Raw genomic sequence first — 15,616 nt, 5'->3', positions numbered from 1 at the left:
CGGCGGGGGCGACAGGATAAAGGTTGGGACTTCACACGTCAGCAAAGAGCGGGAGTCATGCTGTTACAACTCGCATCAATTGGTTACATTCATAGGATAAGCTGATCAATCTGTCTGTCCTTCGAGTGCACACCATGGCGATCAATTTCGACCTCAACGATCTGCAAGCCTTCCGTGCCGTGGTCGAGCAGGGCAGCTTTCGCAAGGCGGCCGATACCGTGCGCATTTCCCAGCCAGCACTGAGCCGGCGAATTGAAAAACTCGAAGATGCCCTCGGTGTGCGTTTGTTCGAGCGCACCACCCGCAAGGTCAGCCTGACCCAGGCCGGGCGCGGTTTTATGCCGAGTGTCGAGCGATTGCTCGATGACCTCGACATCGCGTTGCTGGGCATCAGTGAAGTGGCTTCAACCCGGCTCGGCCATGTCACGGTCGCCTGTGTACCCTCGGCGGCTTATTACTTCATGCCGCGCGTGATTGCCCATTACCACCGGCAATTCCCTCGGATCAAAGTCAAGGTACTCGACTCCAGCGCACATGACGTGCTCAGCGCAGTGGTCAACGGTGAGGCGGATTTCGGTCTGAGTTTCATGGGCGCGCTGGAGGCCGAGGTCGAGTTCGAGCCGCTGGTGCAAGAAAGTTACGTGGTGGCCTGTCGGCGCGATCATCCGTTGGCCGGCCGTAGCAGCGTGACCTGGGATGAGTTTTATCAGCAGGATTACATCTCGCTGGACAAGACGTCCGGCAATCGTTTTTTGCTGGACCAGGCACTGACCGGCATCGTGCCGCAGCGGCCGAGTATCTGCGAAACCCGCCATGTCACGACGATGATTGGGCTGGTGGAGGCGGGATTAGGGGTGGCAGCGGTGCCGTCGATGGCGATGCCGGCAGCCGATCACCCGATCCTGACACGGGTGCCGCTGACCGATCCGCAGGTGATGCGCAGTGTCGGTCTGATCAAACGCCGGGGGCGAACCCTGACCCCGGCGGCGTTGGAACTGGAACGGCTAGTGGTGGAAATGAAAGTGCAGCCACCCGTTCTCAGCGGCTGACCGAATCCAGTCCGGTTGCTTTCACGTCCGACTGGGCGGCTGCAGAGGCCATATAGTCGAGCAGTGCCTTGGCTTCGGCGGGGTGTTGCGCGCCGACTGGAATGCCGGCGGCAAAACGTGTCACCGACTGCACCGATTCAGGAAGCTTCGCTACAAAACTGACCCCCGGCACGGGCAGCAACTCACTGACTTGCTGGAATCCCAACTGATAGTCGCCCGTGGCAACCACCGAGCCGACCGGGATTTTCGGGATCATTGTGGATTTGGGTTTCAATTGATCTTCGATGCCCAGGCGCTTGAACAGTTGATTCTCGATGTATACGCCGCTGGCGCTGTCGGAGTACGCCACCGACCGGGCGTCAAGCAGGGTCTTTTTCAAGCCGTCCACCGAGCTGATGTCTGGCTTCGGCGCGCCTTCGCGCACCACCAGGCCGATCCGCGAATCCGCCAGTTCCACCCGTGAAGCAGGGTCCACTTTGCCTTGTTTGATCAGGTCGTCGAGGGCGTAGCCGACCATGATCACCACGTCGGCCTTTTCACCTCGAGCGAGGCGATTGGGGATCGCTTCCGGTGCCTTGCCCATCGATGGCCCCAGGGCGGTGTCGAGCGTGTTGCCGGTGGATGCGGCGAACTTGGGGCCGAGGATTTTGTAGGCAGCGGTAAAGCCACCGGAGGTCATCACGCGAATCTCTTCGGCCTGGGCGACAGCACTCAGGCCAAGGCTGGCCGCCAAGGCCAGGGCTGCAAGGTTAAATAGCTTCTTCATGGGCATCTTCTCGAAAAGGACGGGTTCAAGACATCGCCGGTTGCAGGCGACCGGTCGAGCGGCGGTAGAGATACAGCGTCGCGCACAAGGCGCAGAGCGCGGCGAAACTCATCCAGTAGCCGGGCGCGGCTTTGTCGCCGGTGTACTGAATCAGGAAGGTCGACATCGCCGGGGTGAAACCACCGAATACCGCCGTGGCCAGGCTGTAGGCCAGGGAGAAACCGGCGACCCGCACCTCGACCGGCATGATTTCCGTCAGCGCGGCGATCATCGCGCCGTTGTACAAGCCGTAAATGAACGACAGCCACAGCAACACCAGCAGCATGTGCATGAAGCTCGGCGCGTTGACCAGGAAGGTCAGCGCCGGATACGCGGTGGCAAGGGTCAGCAACGCCATGGCGATCAATACCGGACGTCGTCCGATACGATCGGACAAGGCCCCGCCCAGGGGCAGCCAGAAGAAGTTCGACACCCCCACCAGCAAGGTCACCAGCAGCGCATCGGACGTGCTCAGGTGCAGTACGGTTTTGCCGAACGTCGGTGCGTACACGGTGATCAGGTAAAAGGCGGTAGTGGTCAGCGCGACCATCATCATTCCGGCGAAGACGATCACCCAGTTCTGCGCCAGTGTGCGGAACACATCGCCCATGCTCGGGCGGTGTTTGCGCGCGGTGAACTCTTCGGTTTCTTCCAGGTTGCGCCGCAGGAAGAAAATGAACGGCACGATCAGGCAGCCAACGAAAAACGGTATCCGCCAGCCCCAGTCGGCAATCATGGCCGGCGCCATCCATTGATTCAGTCCATACCCCAATGCCGCCGCGACAATAATTGCCACTTGCTGGCTGGCCGACTGCCAACTGGTGAAAAAGCCTTTGTTGCCGGGCGTGGCGATCTCCGAGAGGTACACCGAGACCCCGCCCATTTCCGCACCGGCCGAGAAGCCTTGCAGCAATCGGCCGATCAGGACGATGGCCGGTGCGAACAGCCCGATGGTTTCGTAACCGGGCACCAACACAATCAATATCGTGCCGCTGGCCATGATCGACAGCGTCACAATCAACCCTTTTCGCCGACCCACATCGTCGATGTAGGCACCCAGCACCACTGCGCCCAACGGACGCATGAGGAAGCCTGCGCCAAACACCGCGAAGGTCATCATCAGCGAGGCGAATTCGCTACTGGCCGGAAAGAAGACAGCGGCGATCTGCGTGGCGTAAAAGCCAAAGAGGAAGAAGTCGAACTGTTCGAGGAAGTTGCCCGAAGTGACCCGGAAAATTGCTCCGGCGCGAGAGCGCCCGGAAGGGATTGCTGTTGTCATTGACCTGTACTCCACCGCTTTTATGACGTGCATTGCCTGGGCGCAGTGCACGGTTCTTATTGAGGCGAATGGTGGAGCAGGGCGATCGATATGATAAGTGCATTGTTGGCATGCATTAATGCGTGAGGCGGATCAATGTGTGCGAACGGAATGATTCACCGCGGACACAGTCGGAGTTGGGTATGCCATCAACCAAGGATCACCCATGAACAGCCAATCCCTCATCGCCGCCCTGGCTATCGCTGCTGGCGTTGCCGGCATCAGCCCCCTCGTTCAGGCGGATGAACCCGCCGCAAAAACCGTCCAGCCCGGCGTCAATAACACCCGCGAACTGGTGGTCGGCGATCGCGCCCCGGACATGTATCAACACACAGATAAAGCGCTGCGCAACTGGAAGGCGAAAGGCCTGAAAGCACCCAAGGAACAGGCGCAGTGGGTGCAGATCAATGACAAGTACATGATGGTGATGATCACCAACGGCACGATTGTGGACATTACGCCGGTTGAGCGTTAGGTCGAACGGCTACTCGCTGTGAGCGCGCACCGGGCTTTCAGTGCCCAACCGATACTGATTATTCCCGCTGCGTTTCGCCTCATACATCGCCAGGTCCGCTATATGAATCAACCGGTCCATGCTCGGCGCATGGTCCGGGAATACCGCGACCCCGAGGCTGGTGCCGATGTGGCGTTGGTCGTTGCCGATGGTGATCGGCGGTGACAGTTCGACGAAGATTTTCTGGCAGATGGTGCGAGCCTCGTCTTGCAGGCTGACGCCTTGGGGCAACCCTTGCAGAATGACCACGAATTCATCGCCGCCGATCCGGGCAACGGTGTCGGTCGAGCGCAGGATTTTCTTCAATCGCGTAGCGGTCGTGATCAGGACCCGGTCGCCGGCCGCATGACCGTAGTGGTCGTTGATCGCCTTGAACCCGTTGAGATCGACAAACACTAATGCCACCCGGGTGGCGCTGACCCGTGCCTGTTCGAGCGCTTCGCACAGACGTTCTTCAAGCACCAGGCGATTGGGCAGGCCGGTCAACGGGTCGTAATGGGCCAGGTGTTGCAGGTAACTGGCCGAGGCTTTTTCCTCGGTGATGTCGCGCACCACACCCATCATCTTGATGGTTGCGTCATGCTCGTTCTTGACCACGTTGCCGGTTTCCCGCAGCCAGCGAATGCTGCCGTCGGGCCAGACAACGCGGTATTCCTCGTCATGGTTTTCACCGGTTTCCAGGCATCGCAATTCCCCGGCACGAACGTTGGCCCGGTCGTCCGGGTGTACGCAGGCGCAGAACAGTGCGTAGGAGGGTGTGACCTCGCCGATCTTGAAACCGAACATCCCGTAGATCGCGTCCGACCAGTAGAGCTTGTCGGTGTCGACATCCCAGTCCCAGGTGCCGATGCGGGCGAAGTATTGGCTGCGCTTGAAACGCTCGGCGTCGCCGTCCTGGCGAATGTGCAGGCCTTCGGACAGGCTGGCGATCAGCGCGCGTTGCTCGGTCAATTGCTTTTGCAGCGAGCGCTCGCGGCAGATCAGCGCAATGATCAGGGCAAGCATCACTGAGCCGATGGCTGCGCTGGTCCAGACGTCATTCATTCAGGGGTTGCCATCGTGTCATATTGATCCGAGTGTCTTGGTGTTGCTTATCTTAGTTGAGGTTAATGCCGAAAACCGTTCCGAATGGGTTGCCAATGGCGCACATTTCTGGGAAAACGGCGCCCATTGGGCCCTGTCGGGTGTGAGAACAATAGAGTGAACGTGATGAATGATGAATTGCAGATAATCGATCTTGAAGTGGGCGCCGGCAAAGCCGCCGTCAAAGGCGCGCTGATCACCACCCAATACCGCGGCTGGCTGGAAGACGGCACCGAATTCGATTCGTCCTACAGTCGTGGCAAACCTTTTCAGTGTGTGATTGGCACAGGGAGGGTGATCAAGGGTTGGGATCAGGGAATTATGGGCATGCAGGTGGGCGGCAAGCGCAAATTGTGGGTGCCGGCGCATTTGGCCTACGGCGAGCGGACGATGGGCGCGATCACGCCGAATTCGAATTTGATTTTCGAGATTGAATTGCTGGAAGTGCTGACGCGGGATGATTGATTGGCGCGTGGGCTGAAATGGCTGGTGCTGCGAGGAGGCAAGCCCCTCGCTGCAATCAAACAGCTTTCCCCACTATTCCCGCACGCCTATGAAGAGGTCCAGGTCAGTCGGTAGCTGCACATCAATGGCGATGGCGATTTTTATAATTTGCTCGGCGGTCAGTAAACAATCCCCGTAGGCGCTTTCATCAAGATTGTTCCAGCCAAGTACATTCAATATTGCAGCTTCAAATTCAGGTAGAACGGTCAGTTCGTACCTTAAGAAGTCACCTTCATCATCACCTTTTGAAAATCCACTGATCCAGAAAACGTAGTGGGCCTGCTGATCTATTCCCGAGTGATCCTGGCGGTTGTTGCAAGCCGGGTGCCCGTCGCGTGACGGTGGGTTTTGAACCGCAGGTGTGTGTGTCTTGCTAGCCATGAGCATCCTTGTTTCAACTTTTGTAAACGATGCGGACGCTATAGCAATGGGCATTAAATGGATGTAAGTTTTTTCTGAATGTTCGGTCGTTTTTTCCAAAATTGGTGAGGGAAGAGGCACCCTCACCACAGATTCCCGTTAACCTTTCGGATCAGACCTGAAACGTCTCCCGATACGCATACAACCCCGGCGTTCCTCCGGTCATCACAAACAGCAGATTGTCACCGCGCTGGAAACGTCCCTGCCTGATATCACCCAACAGCCCGGCAAACGCTTTCCCGGAATACACGGGGTCAATCAACAGACCTTCCGCGCGAGCCATCAGGCGCACCGCGTCGAGCATCGCGGGGGTCGGCAGACCGTAACCGTCGCCCAGTTGACTGCCATCAATCACAATCTCTGACGCCTCAACGACGGCGCTGCTGCCCAATAACGTCAGTGCGTCCTGAGTCAGTCGCACGGTTCTGTCCGCTGACGTGTCCCGATCAGACAAGACCGAATACGATTTGACCATCGACGTACCCCGACCCAGCAACTGGAACCCTGCGGCGAGTCCGGCGTGGGTGCCGGCGCTGCCATTGGGCACGACCACCTGGTTGAAGGTGAGGCCGAGTTGCGTTTCCTGCTGCGCGATCTCCGCAGCGCAGCGTGCGTAACCGAGGCTGCCCAGCGGCGTTGAGCCACCCGTTGGTATCACCAACACTGTGCGCCCGGCTTCCCGAAGGTGGGCGGCGCGTTTCTCGGCCTCGGCGAGTGAGTCGCTGCCGCCGGCAAGCACCCGTATGTCGGCGCCGAACAACTGATCGAGCAGGACGTTGCCGTTGAGCTCGTAGTCCACTTCGGCTTTGGGCACCGAGCGGGTCAGGATCAATTCGCAGGCAATGCCCAGGCGGGCGCACACGGCGGCCGTTAGTCGTGCATGGTTGGACTGGAGACCGCCGATGGTGATGACCGTGTCGACCCCGGCCGCCAGCGCCGCGCCGAGGTGGAATTCGAGTTTGCGCAGTTTGTTGCCGCCACCGCCGATCAACATGTGATCATCGCGCTTGAGAAACAGGCCAATGCCTTGTGCCTTCAAACCCAGCAGCTGTTCCAGGCGTTCGGCGCGCTGAATCGGCGTCGGGCCTTGCAACAGGTCTGCCCGCGCAAAAGAACTCAGTGACATGTCCAGTAGGGTTTGCATCAATGGCGCCTCGTTATGCACTTTATTGCAGTGACTCTAGGGACAAAGTCCCGGGTGATAAACGCATCGCCGGTTATTACTCCTTTAACCTGATGTATTGAATGCAAGGCAGGGACATGAGCAAACTCAGGCAAATGGAAGTCTTCGTCGCCGTGGTCGAGGCGGGCAGCTTCGCCGATGCGGCCAGTGAAGTCGGGATGTCGGCGGTGATGGTCGGGCGGCATATCCAGGGGCTGGAGAAAACCCTCAATACCCAGCTGATTAAACGCACCACGCGTCGGCAATCCATCACGGGCGAGGGGCGGCTGTTTTACGAAGAAGCCAAACTGGCGCTGGAGCAAGTAAACTACGCGTTCAGTCGGGTGGAAGCGTCCAGCCCGGAACCCAGCGGCCTGTTGCGCATCACCGCGCCGATGAGTCTCGGCGTTTCCCTGGTCGGGCCGCTGGTGTCCGAATTCATGCAGCGTTATCCGCAGATCCAGGTCGAGCTGATTTTGAGCAATGAAGTGATCGATCTGTACGAGACGTCATTCGATTTGGCGTTCAGGATTTCCGAGCTGATTGGCGTCAACCTGCTGGCCACGCCGTTGCCGCCGTATCGCATGGTGATCTGCGCTTCGCCCCGGTATCTGGAAAGATGGCAGGAACCGCAGTCCCCCGAGGACCTGCACCGGCACCGAATTCTCACTCATACGTCCTGGAACAACCGGTTTGCCTGGCCGCTGAGAAACGGCTCCAGCGAAGTGCCCTGGCCCGAAAGCGCCGTGTTGAAGAGCAATGACGGTCAGGTGTTGTTGCAGGCGGCCGTGGCCGGGGAGGGGATTTTGATGCAGCCCGACTTTCTGGTGTCGGCGGCGTTGGCCAAAGGTGAGCTGGTGAGGATCATGGACGCCTACGTACCGCCGCCCAAACCGGTGCAGATGGTGTATCCGCGCTCCAGGAAGTCGTTGCCCAAGTTGCACGCCTTTGTCGAGTTTGTCGCGGATCGACTGGCGTGATCGTGGCGTCCTGAAGCGCAGACAAATGCGGGTCTAGCGCAGGGTGTACCCGCTGTCGACCACCCAATCCTGGCCGTACACGCTACGTGCGCCACGGCTCAATTGGAACAGGATGACGTCTGCCACGGCACTCGGTTTTAGAAACTCTCCGTCGAGCAGCCGCTGGTTCACCGAGTTGGCGACATCGCCCAGTTCCGCAGGCTTCAAGCCTAGCGTCGACCAGATCGGGGTAGCCGTAGGGCCTGGCGATACGGTGTTGATACGGATGCCGTGAGGCGCCAATTCTACGGCCAGGGTCCGGACGTGCGCCATCAGCGCTGCTTTCGAGGCGATGTAGGCGGCCAGACCAGGAAAGGTCACGTTGGCCAGGAACGTGCCGATGAACACCACCGACGCGGTCGCCGCAAGGTGGCTGCGCAGGCAGGCCAAGGTGTTCAGCGCACCGGCGCCGTTGACCGCCCACTGTCGGTCGAAGGCGGCTACATCCAGGCCATCGGCCAGTTGCGCAATGCCGGCATTGGGCACCACGAAATCCACTGGCCCCAAGGCTTCGGCGCGAGTGCCGAGCCGGGCGAGGTCCTCTTGGCGGGTGATGTCTCCGGCCACCCAGGCGAGTTGATCCTTGTAGCGTTCCGCCAGTTCGCCCAGGCCACCTATCTGGCGTGACATCGCCAATACGCGAGCGCCTTGCTCCAATAGCTGTTCGGTAACAGCCAGGCCGATGCCGGAACTCGCGCCAGTAACGACGGCCAAGCGATTGTGAAATTCGTTGAGCATGCAGTAATCCTCTTCCTGATAATCCAGCCTGTCTTTTAGGGGGCGATCGTTGGTTGATCGAAAGCGTAAACGTGTGATCAAAAAACGGGCCAGTCCGGGATGTCAGGCAGGACGCGGGTTGTGGGGGCTATGTTGTTACTTTGACTCCATTGAAAAGTAGTCGTAACGACTGCGCGGTAGTCAAAATGACACTTGGTGGCGATGACCTTCATTGCGGCGACGGGGTGAATACTCGCTAAAGACTGGAATACGCCCGTTCAGCGAAGGCCGGTACTTCCAGGCCAATCGATCCAGTGCAGGGGGATGCAGCAGAATTTCGCTCAACGTGGCACTGGCAATCCCCAACGCCAGCAGTTGCCCCGGACATTGATGCCGCCCCGCACCAAACGTAAAACTGCGCCGCTGCGGGCGATCCAGAATGAATGCGTCGGGACTCTCATTGAGTTGGGGGTCTCGATTGGCCGAAGCCAGCAGCACCAGAACCACATCGCCGGCATTGAGACTTACACCCTCGATTTCGCACGGTGCGGCGACAAACCGGCGGGTGTTCTGCACCGAAGGGTCGAAGCGCTGAACTTCGGCGATCAAGTCGTCAACGGGTGTCGAGTCGCGTAGCAGCGACAGGTTTTTAATCAACGCCAACATTGCGTTGCCGATCAGTCCGGCGGTGGCTTCATACGTCTGCGAAAACAGCCCGATCAGATTGGCAATCAACATTTCAGGATCACCCGCGCAGCGCGTCCGAATCCCGGCGAGCAGTAAGCTTTTATTGCCCGAATCATCCAGCAATTCAACGAAATGCCCCCTTAATTTCTCAGCGGCAGCGTGGGCAGTCTCCAATTGCAGCGGATCACTGAGCGGCGACAGACACGCCACGAAATCCGCCGTCAGCTCACTGATCGCCCGGCCCTGAGCCGGTGAAAACCCCAACAGCGCCGCCACCACGCAAACCGGCCCGCGGAACATGGCGTTGTACAACCCGTCGGCATCCGGCGTGATCAACCGCGCGCTCACCAGTGCGTTGACCTCGTCCACATCAATCAGCGCCAAACCCGGCTCAATCGCCGACCTCGGGCAACGCTGGCGCTCGCCCTCATTCATCCGCATCAATTGCCCGAATACCTTGCCGGCCATGCCGTCGGCAATCGCTTTGGGTACCGGCTCAGCGGCCGGTCGGACATGGCAATCCCGGTGCGCCAGCACAGCCGCAACGGCCTGGGCGCTGCTCGCCACCCACAATTTCAGTCCTTGGTGAAACACCAGCCCACCCTCGGCGCGCAGTCGGGCGTAATAAGGATAGGGATCGGCATGAGTCGCAGCGATGATCGGGTCCATGGGTCGCAGCCTTGTTCGTGGTGGGAGAAGTGTTGCTACTATCTCCAGTTCGAAACGGCCTTGATTCGTCCGGGAGCGAAATATGAACGTTGAACAACACGACATCGGCGTCTCTCAAGTGGCCGCGGCCATCGCGGAACCGGCCCGGACGAAAATCCTCTGTTCGCTGATGGACGGCCACGCCCGCACCAGCACTGAGCTGGCGGCGATTGCCGATGTCAGCGCTTCCACCGCCAGCGCTCACCTGGCCAAGCTCAAGGAGCTGGCGCTGCTGCGTTTGCACGTGCAGGGCCGCCATCGTTATTACAGCCTCGCCGACCAGCGCGTGGCCCAGGCGCTGGAAGCGCTGATGGTGATCGGCCAGAACACTGCGCCGACTTTCACCTCGCGTACACCGAATCGCCTGCAATTCGCCCGCACTTGCTATGACCACATGGCCGGGACGCTGGCGGTGCTGCTGCACGACCGGATGCTGGAAAAAGGCTGGTTGCTGGAAACTGACGAGCAGGCTTATCGCCTGAGCGACAGCGGCGAGGCGTTGATGGAAAGGTTGGGCATTGAAGTCAATGACCTGAACACCTTGCGTCGCCGCTTCGCGTGCCCATGCCTGGACTGGAGCATGCGTCGGCCACATTTGGGAGGTTCGCTGGGGGCGGCGTTGCTGCAAACCGCGATCAAGCGCAAATGGGTGACGCAGGATCTGGACAGCAGGGCGCTGGCGTTGACGGCGCTGGGGCGCAAGGAATTGGGTGCACAGTTCGACCTGACGCTGGCGCAGCCAACCGTGCAACCCATCCGCGAACAACGCCCACCGCTACCTGCGCGTGATGTGATCTGACCCGACCAAGGGTTCGCTGATGACTTGTGCCTTGAAGGTCGAGCCTATACTGTATATCCACACAGTAATAGGCGTGCCCCATGGAACTCATCGACAAGCTCAGCATTCTCGCCGACGCCGCCAAGTACGACGCGTCTTGCGCCAGCAGTGGCGCGCCGAAGCGTAGTTCCGAGGGCAAGAGCGGCCTGGGCTCGACCGACGGCATGGGCATTTGCCACAGCTACACGCCGGACGGCCGCTGCGTGTCGTTGCTGAAGGTTCTGCTGACCAACTTCTGTCTTTATGACTGCCAGTATTGCGTCAATCGACGTTCCAGCGACGTGCCACGCGCACGCTTCACGCCGGAAGAAGTGGTGACGCTGACCCTAGATTTCTACCGACGCAACTGCGTCAGTGGGTTGTTTCTCAGTTCCGGGATCATTCGCTCGGCGGACTACACCATGGAGCAACTGATCCGCGTGGCCAAACTGCTGCGCGAAGACCACGAGTTCCGGGGCTACATCCACCTCAAGACCATTCCCGAAGCCGATCCGGCGCTGATTGAGGAAGCGGGGCGCTATGCCGATCGCTTGAGCGTGAACATTGAACTGCCCACCGACGCCAGCCTGCAAACCCTGGCCCCCGAGAAACAGCTGGGCTCGATCAAGCAAGCGATGCAAACCATCTACACCGGTGTCCAGACCGTACTCAACGAACCCCGCGCACCGAAATTTGCCCCGGCCGGGCAGAGCACGCAGATGATCGTCGGTGCTGATGACACCGATGACAGCACCATTCTCCATAGCGCCCAGGCGTTGTACGGCAACTTCAGTTTGCGAAGGGTCTATTACTCGGCGTTCAGCCCGATCCCCAACAGCCCGAAAAGCGTGCCGCTGGCCGCGCCGCCATTGATGCGCGAGCACCGTTTGTATCAGGCGGACTTCTTGTTGCGCAGCTACGGCTTTACCGCTGGCGAACTGTTCAAGGGGCCCGGGCACCTGGCGCTCGACATCGATCCGAAACTGGCGTGGGCATTGGAGAACCGCGAGATCTTCCCACTGGACCTCAATCGCGCCGAGGCATCGTTGATCGCACGCATTCCCGGAATTGGCCTTCGCACCACCGAGCGCCTGGTGGAATTGCGCCGTCAGCGCCGCATCCGCTACGAAGACCTGACCCGGATGCGTTGCGTGCTGGTCAAGGCCAAACCGTTCTTCATCACCAGCGATTACCACCCGCAGCAGGCCGAGGTCACCAGCCATTTGCTGTATCAGCAATTGCGCGACCGGCCGCAGCCGCAACAAATGGGGTTATGGGGATGATCAGCCTCGATTGCGATGACCTGTTCGACACGTGGCGCCAGCAGGCGCGCTGGCTGCTCAGCCATGAGGTGGACCCGAGCCAGGTGAGTTGGGCCAGTGAAGGCGTCTGCGATCTGTTCGCCAGCGACGATGCGCCACCTCAAACCCAGGGGCCGTTTCACGCACGAATACCGCGAACGCTGTTGGACACCCTGGAGCGCGCCGCTCGTTATCGGGGGATCAGCGCTGGAGTCTGTTGTACGAAGTGCTGTGGCGGGTCAGTCATGGTGACCGCACCGCCATGCTGGCCGGAGACAAATTAGGCAGTGAATTTCATAGAAGAATCAAACAGGTACAGCGTGAATCTCATCACTTACATGCATTCGTACGATTCGTCGCGATGCCTGGAAGTGAGGGCCCGCAATACGTTGCCTGGCATGAACCGGCCCATGACATCCTGCACAGTGCCAGTGAACATTTTATCGGGCGCATGGGCCGGCATCGTTGGTTGATTGCAACGCCCAGGGACGGGGTCTACTACGACGGTGAGCAGTTGATCCACCAACGCCAGTGCCCAATTGAATGGCAGCAGCTGGCACAAAACGTCGACGACCCGCACAGCGACATGTGGTTGACCTACTACAGCCACATCTTCAATCCGGCGCGCCTGAATCCGAAAGTCATGCAAGGGCATTTGCCGGCCCGGTTCTGGAAAAACCTGCCGGAAGGTGCGCTGATTCCGGGACTCATCACCCAGGCCCGCACGGGTAAGCAACAGGACGGCCAGGCGAGTGGAATCAAGGGCAGGGGAGGTAAACGTATTGCGCGGGGAGAAGCCGGGCAGCGCTGATAAAAAAGCCCCCATCGCCAAAGCGATGGAGGGCTTCGATGCCGCTGGCGTCAGATCAAACCTTGACGATCCAGCCCGCTGGCGCTTCGACGTCACCGGTTTGAACACCGGTCAGCTCTTTGTAGAGCTTCTGGGTGACCGGGCCGACTTCGGTTTCGCTGTGGAACACATGCAGATGGTCGTTGTAGCTGATGCCGCCGATCGGTGTGATCACCGCAGCGGTACCGCAAGCGCCGGCTTCCTTGAAGTCGGACAGCTTGTCGATGAACACGTCACCTTCAACCACTTCCAGGCCCAGACGCGATTTGGCCAGCTCGATCAACGACAGGCGGGTGATGCCTGGCAGGACCGACGGCGAGTTCGGCGTGACGAACTTGTTGTCGTGGGTGATCCCGAAGAAGTTGGCCGAGCCGACTTCTTCGATTTTGGTGTGGGTCATCGGGTCCAGGTAGATGCAGTCGGCGAAGTGGGCTTTCTTGGCCTGGGAACCTGGCATCAGGCTGGCCGCGTAGTTGCCACCGACCTTGGCTGCACCGGTGCCTTGTGGAGCGGCGCGGTCGTAGCTGGAGATCAGGAAGTTGTGCGGGGTCAGGCCACCTTTGAAGTAAGCGCCGACCGGAATGCAGAAAATCGAGAAGATGAACTCGGGGGCGGTACGCACGCCGATGTTGTCACCCACGCCGATTACGAACGGCCGCAGGTACAGCGCGCCGCCGGTGCCGTAAGGCGGGATGAAACGCTCGTTGGCGCGGACCACTTCCTTGCACGCTTCGACGAACTGCTCGGTGGACACCTGCGGCATCAGCAGACGGGCGCAGCTGCGTTGCATGCGGGCGGCGTTCTGATCCGGGCGGAACAGGTTGATCGAACCGTCCTTGCAACGATAAGCCTTCAGGCCCTCGAAGCATTGCTGGCCATAGTGAAGGGCAGTGGAGCCTTCGCTGATGTGCAGCACGTTGTCTTCGGTCAGGGTGCCTGTGTCCCACTCGCCATTACGCCAGTGCGACAGATAGCGCTTGTCTGTCTTGATGTAGTCAAAACCCAACTTGTCCCAATTGATGCTTTCGTTACCCATGACACCCTCTATCACTTAACAACCGCCGAAACGGTTCAAGGCTTCTGACGTTTTTCTGGATGGGGACAACAATACTTCATTACGGGCCTGTTTCGCAGCCCGGACTATCGGATGACAGACAGATAAATCGAGTTGACCTCAAGAAATCGCTGGCAGGCTGGCTCCCACGGGAGAAGGCATTGCAAATGTGGGAGCTGGCCTGCTGGCGATGGGGTCATCTATGCCGCCATCCATGTTCTGAATCACAGGTGCAGTGCATGCCCCAAAGCGCGCAACGCGGCTTCTTGCACCGCCTCGCCCAGCGTCGGATGCGCATGAATCGTGCCGGCAATGTCTTCCAGCCGAGCGCCCATTTCCAGGCTCTGGCCAAACGCCGTCGACAACTCCGAAACGCCCACACCCACCGCTTGCCAGCCAACAATCACATGATTGTCACGGCGTGCCACGACGCGCACGAAGCCGCTTTTCGATTCCAGCGTCATCGCCCGGCCATTGGCCGCGAACGGGAAACTGGAAACGATGCAGTCCAGGCCGGCAGCCTTGACGTCGTCCGGGGTCTTGCCGACCACCACCAGTTCCGGGTCGGTGAAGCACACGGCAGCGATGGCGGTCGGGTTGAACTCGCGGGATTTGCCGCTGATCAGTTCGGCCACCATCTCGCCCTGAGCCATGGCCCGGTGCGCGAGCATCGGTTCGCCGCTCAGGTCGCCGATGGCGTACACGTTGCGCATACTGGTCTGGCAGCGGTGGTCGATCTTGATCGCCGAGCCGTTCATGTCCAGATTCAGCGCTTCAAGGTTCCAGCCCTGGGTATTCGGCTTGCGACCGACGGCCACCAGCACCTGATCCGTTTCCAGGTTCAGGGTGTCGCCACCCGGTTGCAAAACTTGCAGTGTATTACTAGAAGAATCAAAGCCTTGGACGCTATGCTTCAAGTAAAGCTTTACGCCGAGTTTTTTCAGTTCGTCGTGTACCGGCTGGGTCAGTTCGGCATCGTAGGCCGGCAGAATGCGCTCCTGCGCCTCGACCACGCTCACGTCAGCGCCGAGTTTGCGATAGGCAATTCCGAGCTCCAGACCGATGTAACCGCCACCGACCACGACCAGGCGTTTCGGCACGGACGTCGGGGCCAGGGCTTCGGTGGAGGAGATGATCGGTCCGCCAATCGGCAACATCGGCAGGTTCACGCTTTTCGAGCCCGTGGCCAGCACCAGGTGCTCGCACTGGATTCGCGTATCGCCTACTTCCACGGTTTTGCCATCAATCACTTTCGCCCAGCCTTGAATGACCTGGACTTTGTTCTTTTTCAACAGCGCCGCGACGCCGGTGGTCAGGCGATCAACGATGCCGTCCTTCCACTCGACGCTTTTGCCGATGTCGAGGGTTGGCGCGGAGACGCTGATGCCCAGCGCAGAGTGCTGGCTGTGGTGTTGCGTCTGATGGAACTGTTCAGCGACATGAATCAACGCCTTCGACGGAATGCAGCCGATGTTCAGGCACGTACCGCCCAACGATTCGCCTTCCACCAGAATGGTCGAGATGCCCAACTGGCCGGCACGGATCGCCGTCACATAACCGCCAGGGCCGCCGCCGATGATCAGCAGAGTGGTGTTCAAAGTCTGCATC

At 59.7% G+C, this 15,616-nt stretch carries 15 protein-coding genes and 1 pseudogene; 7 read left to right on the top strand and 9 right to left on the bottom strand.

What is annotated here, in order from left to right:
- Positions 1-134 precede the first annotated feature (134 nt).
- Positions 135-1,049, top strand: a complete 915-nt coding sequence (locus tag HP062_RS07705; protein ID WP_172791185.1) for a LysR family transcriptional regulator — start codon at positions 135-137, stop codon at positions 1,047-1,049.
- On the opposite strand, the gene HP062_RS07700 is transcribed toward HP062_RS07705, so the two are convergent.
- Together HP062_RS07700 and HP062_RS07695 are read right to left on the bottom strand one after the other, a co-directional pair.
- Positions 1,039-1,815, bottom strand: a complete 777-nt coding sequence (locus tag HP062_RS07700; protein ID WP_010455200.1) for a substrate-binding domain-containing protein — start codon at positions 1,813-1,815, stop codon at positions 1,039-1,041. The genes HP062_RS07705 and HP062_RS07700 overlap by 11 nt on opposite strands.
- A gap of 25 nt (positions 1,816-1,840) precedes the next feature.
- On the bottom strand, positions 1,841-3,133 hold the full coding sequence (locus tag HP062_RS07695; RefSeq protein WP_010455198.1) for an MFS transporter: 1,293 nt from the start codon (positions 3,131-3,133) through the stop codon (positions 1,841-1,843).
- Between the two features lie 205 nt (positions 3,134-3,338).
- Between HP062_RS07695 and HP062_RS07690 the strand changes: the two genes are divergently transcribed.
- The gene (locus HP062_RS07690) at positions 3,339-3,647 is read left to right on the top strand and encodes an RcnB family protein (RefSeq protein ID WP_172791184.1); all 309 of its coding nucleotides are present in this window, start codon (positions 3,339-3,341) and stop codon (positions 3,645-3,647) included.
- A gap of 9 nt (positions 3,648-3,656) precedes the next feature.
- Here the strand turns inward: HP062_RS07690 and HP062_RS07685 are convergent, their stop codons facing one another.
- Positions 3,657-4,730 (bottom strand): sensor domain-containing diguanylate cyclase, encoded by a 1,074-nt coding sequence (locus HP062_RS07685; RefSeq protein ID WP_172791183.1) that lies wholly within the window; start codon positions 4,728-4,730, stop codon positions 3,657-3,659.
- Between the two features lie 165 nt (positions 4,731-4,895).
- Here HP062_RS07685 and HP062_RS07680 point away from each other — a divergent pair, with 165 nt between their 5' ends.
- Complete coding sequence (locus HP062_RS07680; protein ID WP_102594364.1) at positions 4,896-5,234, top strand: FKBP-type peptidyl-prolyl cis-trans isomerase; 339 nt, start codon at positions 4,896-4,898, stop codon at positions 5,232-5,234.
- A 72-nt stretch (positions 5,235-5,306) separates the two neighbouring features.
- Here the strand turns inward: HP062_RS07680 and HP062_RS07675 are convergent, their stop codons facing one another.
- Together HP062_RS07675 and HP062_RS07670 are read right to left on the bottom strand one after the other, a co-directional pair.
- Positions 5,307-5,654 (bottom strand): pyocin S6 family toxin immunity protein, encoded by a 348-nt coding sequence (locus HP062_RS07675; protein ID WP_306163359.1) that lies wholly within the window; start codon positions 5,652-5,654, stop codon positions 5,307-5,309.
- A 151-nt stretch (positions 5,655-5,805) separates the two neighbouring features.
- Positions 5,806-6,837 carry a D-cysteine desulfhydrase family protein gene (locus tag HP062_RS07670; protein WP_172791182.1) on the bottom strand — a complete coding sequence of 344 codons (1,032 nt, stop codon included), beginning with the start codon at positions 6,835-6,837 and terminating at the stop codon, positions 5,806-5,808.
- A gap of 116 nt (positions 6,838-6,953) precedes the next feature.
- Between HP062_RS07670 and HP062_RS07665 the strand changes: the two genes are divergently transcribed.
- On the top strand, positions 6,954-7,835 hold the full coding sequence (locus HP062_RS07665) for a LysR family transcriptional regulator (RefSeq protein WP_172791181.1): 882 nt from the start codon (positions 6,954-6,956) through the stop codon (positions 7,833-7,835).
- A 33-nt stretch (positions 7,836-7,868) separates the two neighbouring features.
- Here the strand turns inward: HP062_RS07665 and HP062_RS07660 are convergent, their stop codons facing one another.
- Both HP062_RS07660 and HP062_RS07655 read right to left on the bottom strand, forming a co-directional pair.
- Positions 7,869-8,612 (bottom strand): SDR family NAD(P)-dependent oxidoreductase, encoded by a 744-nt coding sequence (locus tag HP062_RS07660; protein ID WP_102594361.1) that lies wholly within the window; start codon positions 8,610-8,612, stop codon positions 7,869-7,871.
- A gap of 180 nt (positions 8,613-8,792) precedes the next feature.
- Positions 8,793-9,947: a cytochrome P450 gene (locus tag HP062_RS07655; RefSeq protein ID WP_172791180.1), complete on the bottom strand. Its 1,155-nt coding sequence runs from the start codon at positions 9,945-9,947 to the stop codon at positions 8,793-8,795.
- Positions 9,948-10,029: 82 nt separating this feature from the next.
- On the opposite strand from HP062_RS07655, the gene HP062_RS07650 reads away from it, so the two are divergent.
- The 3 genes and pseudogenes from HP062_RS07650 (at position 10,030) to HP062_RS07640 (ending at position 12,915) form a co-directional block, all read left to right on the top strand.
- Positions 10,030-10,785 (top strand): helix-turn-helix transcriptional regulator, encoded by a 756-nt coding sequence (locus HP062_RS07650; RefSeq protein WP_172791179.1) that lies wholly within the window; start codon positions 10,030-10,032, stop codon positions 10,783-10,785.
- An 80-nt stretch (positions 10,786-10,865) separates the two neighbouring features.
- Positions 10,866-12,086, top strand: a complete 1,221-nt coding sequence (locus tag HP062_RS07645; protein WP_172791178.1) for a putative DNA modification/repair radical SAM protein — start codon at positions 10,866-10,868, stop codon at positions 12,084-12,086.
- Positions 12,083-12,915, top strand: a pseudogene (locus tag HP062_RS07640) (TIGR03915 family putative DNA repair protein). Before HP062_RS07645 ends, HP062_RS07640 begins: the two are co-directional and overlap by 4 nt.
- A 55-nt stretch (positions 12,916-12,970) precedes the next feature.
- Here the strand turns inward: HP062_RS07640 and HP062_RS07635 are convergent.
- Complete coding sequence (locus HP062_RS07635) at positions 12,971-13,990, bottom strand: branched-chain amino acid aminotransferase (protein ID WP_010455177.1); 1,020 nt, start codon at positions 13,988-13,990, stop codon at positions 12,971-12,973.
- A 242-nt stretch (positions 13,991-14,232) separates the two neighbouring features.
- Complete coding sequence (gene lpdA, locus HP062_RS07630; protein WP_077749304.1) at positions 14,233-15,615, bottom strand: dihydrolipoyl dehydrogenase; 1,383 nt, start codon at positions 15,613-15,615, stop codon at positions 14,233-14,235.
- Position 15,616 lies beyond the last annotated feature (1 nt).

This window comes from Pseudomonas sp. B14-6, from assembly GCF_013260315.1.
GTDB lineage: Bacteria > Pseudomonadota > Gammaproteobacteria > Pseudomonadales > Pseudomonadaceae > Aquipseudomonas > Aquipseudomonas mandelii.
The sequence above is the reverse complement of the archived record's forward strand: the minus strand, read 5'-3'. Positions and strand labels throughout refer to the sequence as shown.

Excerpts from the sequence above, each read along its gene's own strand:
- HP062_RS07705 (WP_172791185.1), top strand. The coding sequence starts at position 135 with ATGGCGATCAATTTCGACCTCAACGATCTGCAAGCCTTCCGTGCCGTG.
- HP062_RS07700 (WP_010455200.1), bottom strand. The coding sequence starts at position 1,815 with ATGAAGAAGCTATTTAACCTTGCAGCCCTGGCCTTGGCGGCCAGCCTT.
- HP062_RS07695 (WP_010455198.1), bottom strand. The coding sequence starts at position 3,133 with ATGACAACAGCAATCCCTTCCGGGCGCTCTCGCGCCGGAGCAATTTTC.
- HP062_RS07690 (WP_172791184.1), top strand. The coding sequence starts at position 3,339 with ATGAACAGCCAATCCCTCATCGCCGCCCTGGCTATCGCTGCTGGCGTT.
- HP062_RS07685 (WP_172791183.1), bottom strand. The coding sequence starts at position 4,730 with ATGAATGACGTCTGGACCAGCGCAGCCATCGGCTCAGTGATGCTTGCC.
- HP062_RS07680 (WP_102594364.1), top strand. The coding sequence starts at position 4,896 with ATGAATGATGAATTGCAGATAATCGATCTTGAAGTGGGCGCCGGCAAA.
- HP062_RS07675 (WP_306163359.1), bottom strand. The coding sequence starts at position 5,654 with ATGGCTAGCAAGACACACACACCTGCGGTTCAAAACCCACCGTCACGC.
- HP062_RS07670 (WP_172791182.1), bottom strand. The coding sequence starts at position 6,837 with ATGCAAACCCTACTGGACATGTCACTGAGTTCTTTTGCGCGGGCAGAC.
- HP062_RS07665 (WP_172791181.1), top strand. The coding sequence starts at position 6,954 with ATGAGCAAACTCAGGCAAATGGAAGTCTTCGTCGCCGTGGTCGAGGCG.
- HP062_RS07660 (WP_102594361.1), bottom strand. The coding sequence starts at position 8,612 with ATGCTCAACGAATTTCACAATCGCTTGGCCGTCGTTACTGGCGCGAGT.
- HP062_RS07655 (WP_172791180.1), bottom strand. The coding sequence starts at position 9,947 with ATGGACCCGATCATCGCTGCGACTCATGCCGATCCCTATCCTTATTAC.
- HP062_RS07650 (WP_172791179.1), top strand. The coding sequence starts at position 10,030 with ATGAACGTTGAACAACACGACATCGGCGTCTCTCAAGTGGCCGCGGCC.
- HP062_RS07645 (WP_172791178.1), top strand. The coding sequence starts at position 10,866 with ATGGAACTCATCGACAAGCTCAGCATTCTCGCCGACGCCGCCAAGTAC.
- HP062_RS07635 (WP_010455177.1), bottom strand. The coding sequence starts at position 13,990 with ATGGGTAACGAAAGCATCAATTGGGACAAGTTGGGTTTTGACTACATC.
- lpdA (WP_077749304.1), bottom strand. The coding sequence starts at position 15,615 with ATGCAGACTTTGAACACCACTCTGCTGATCATCGGCGGCGGCCCTGGC.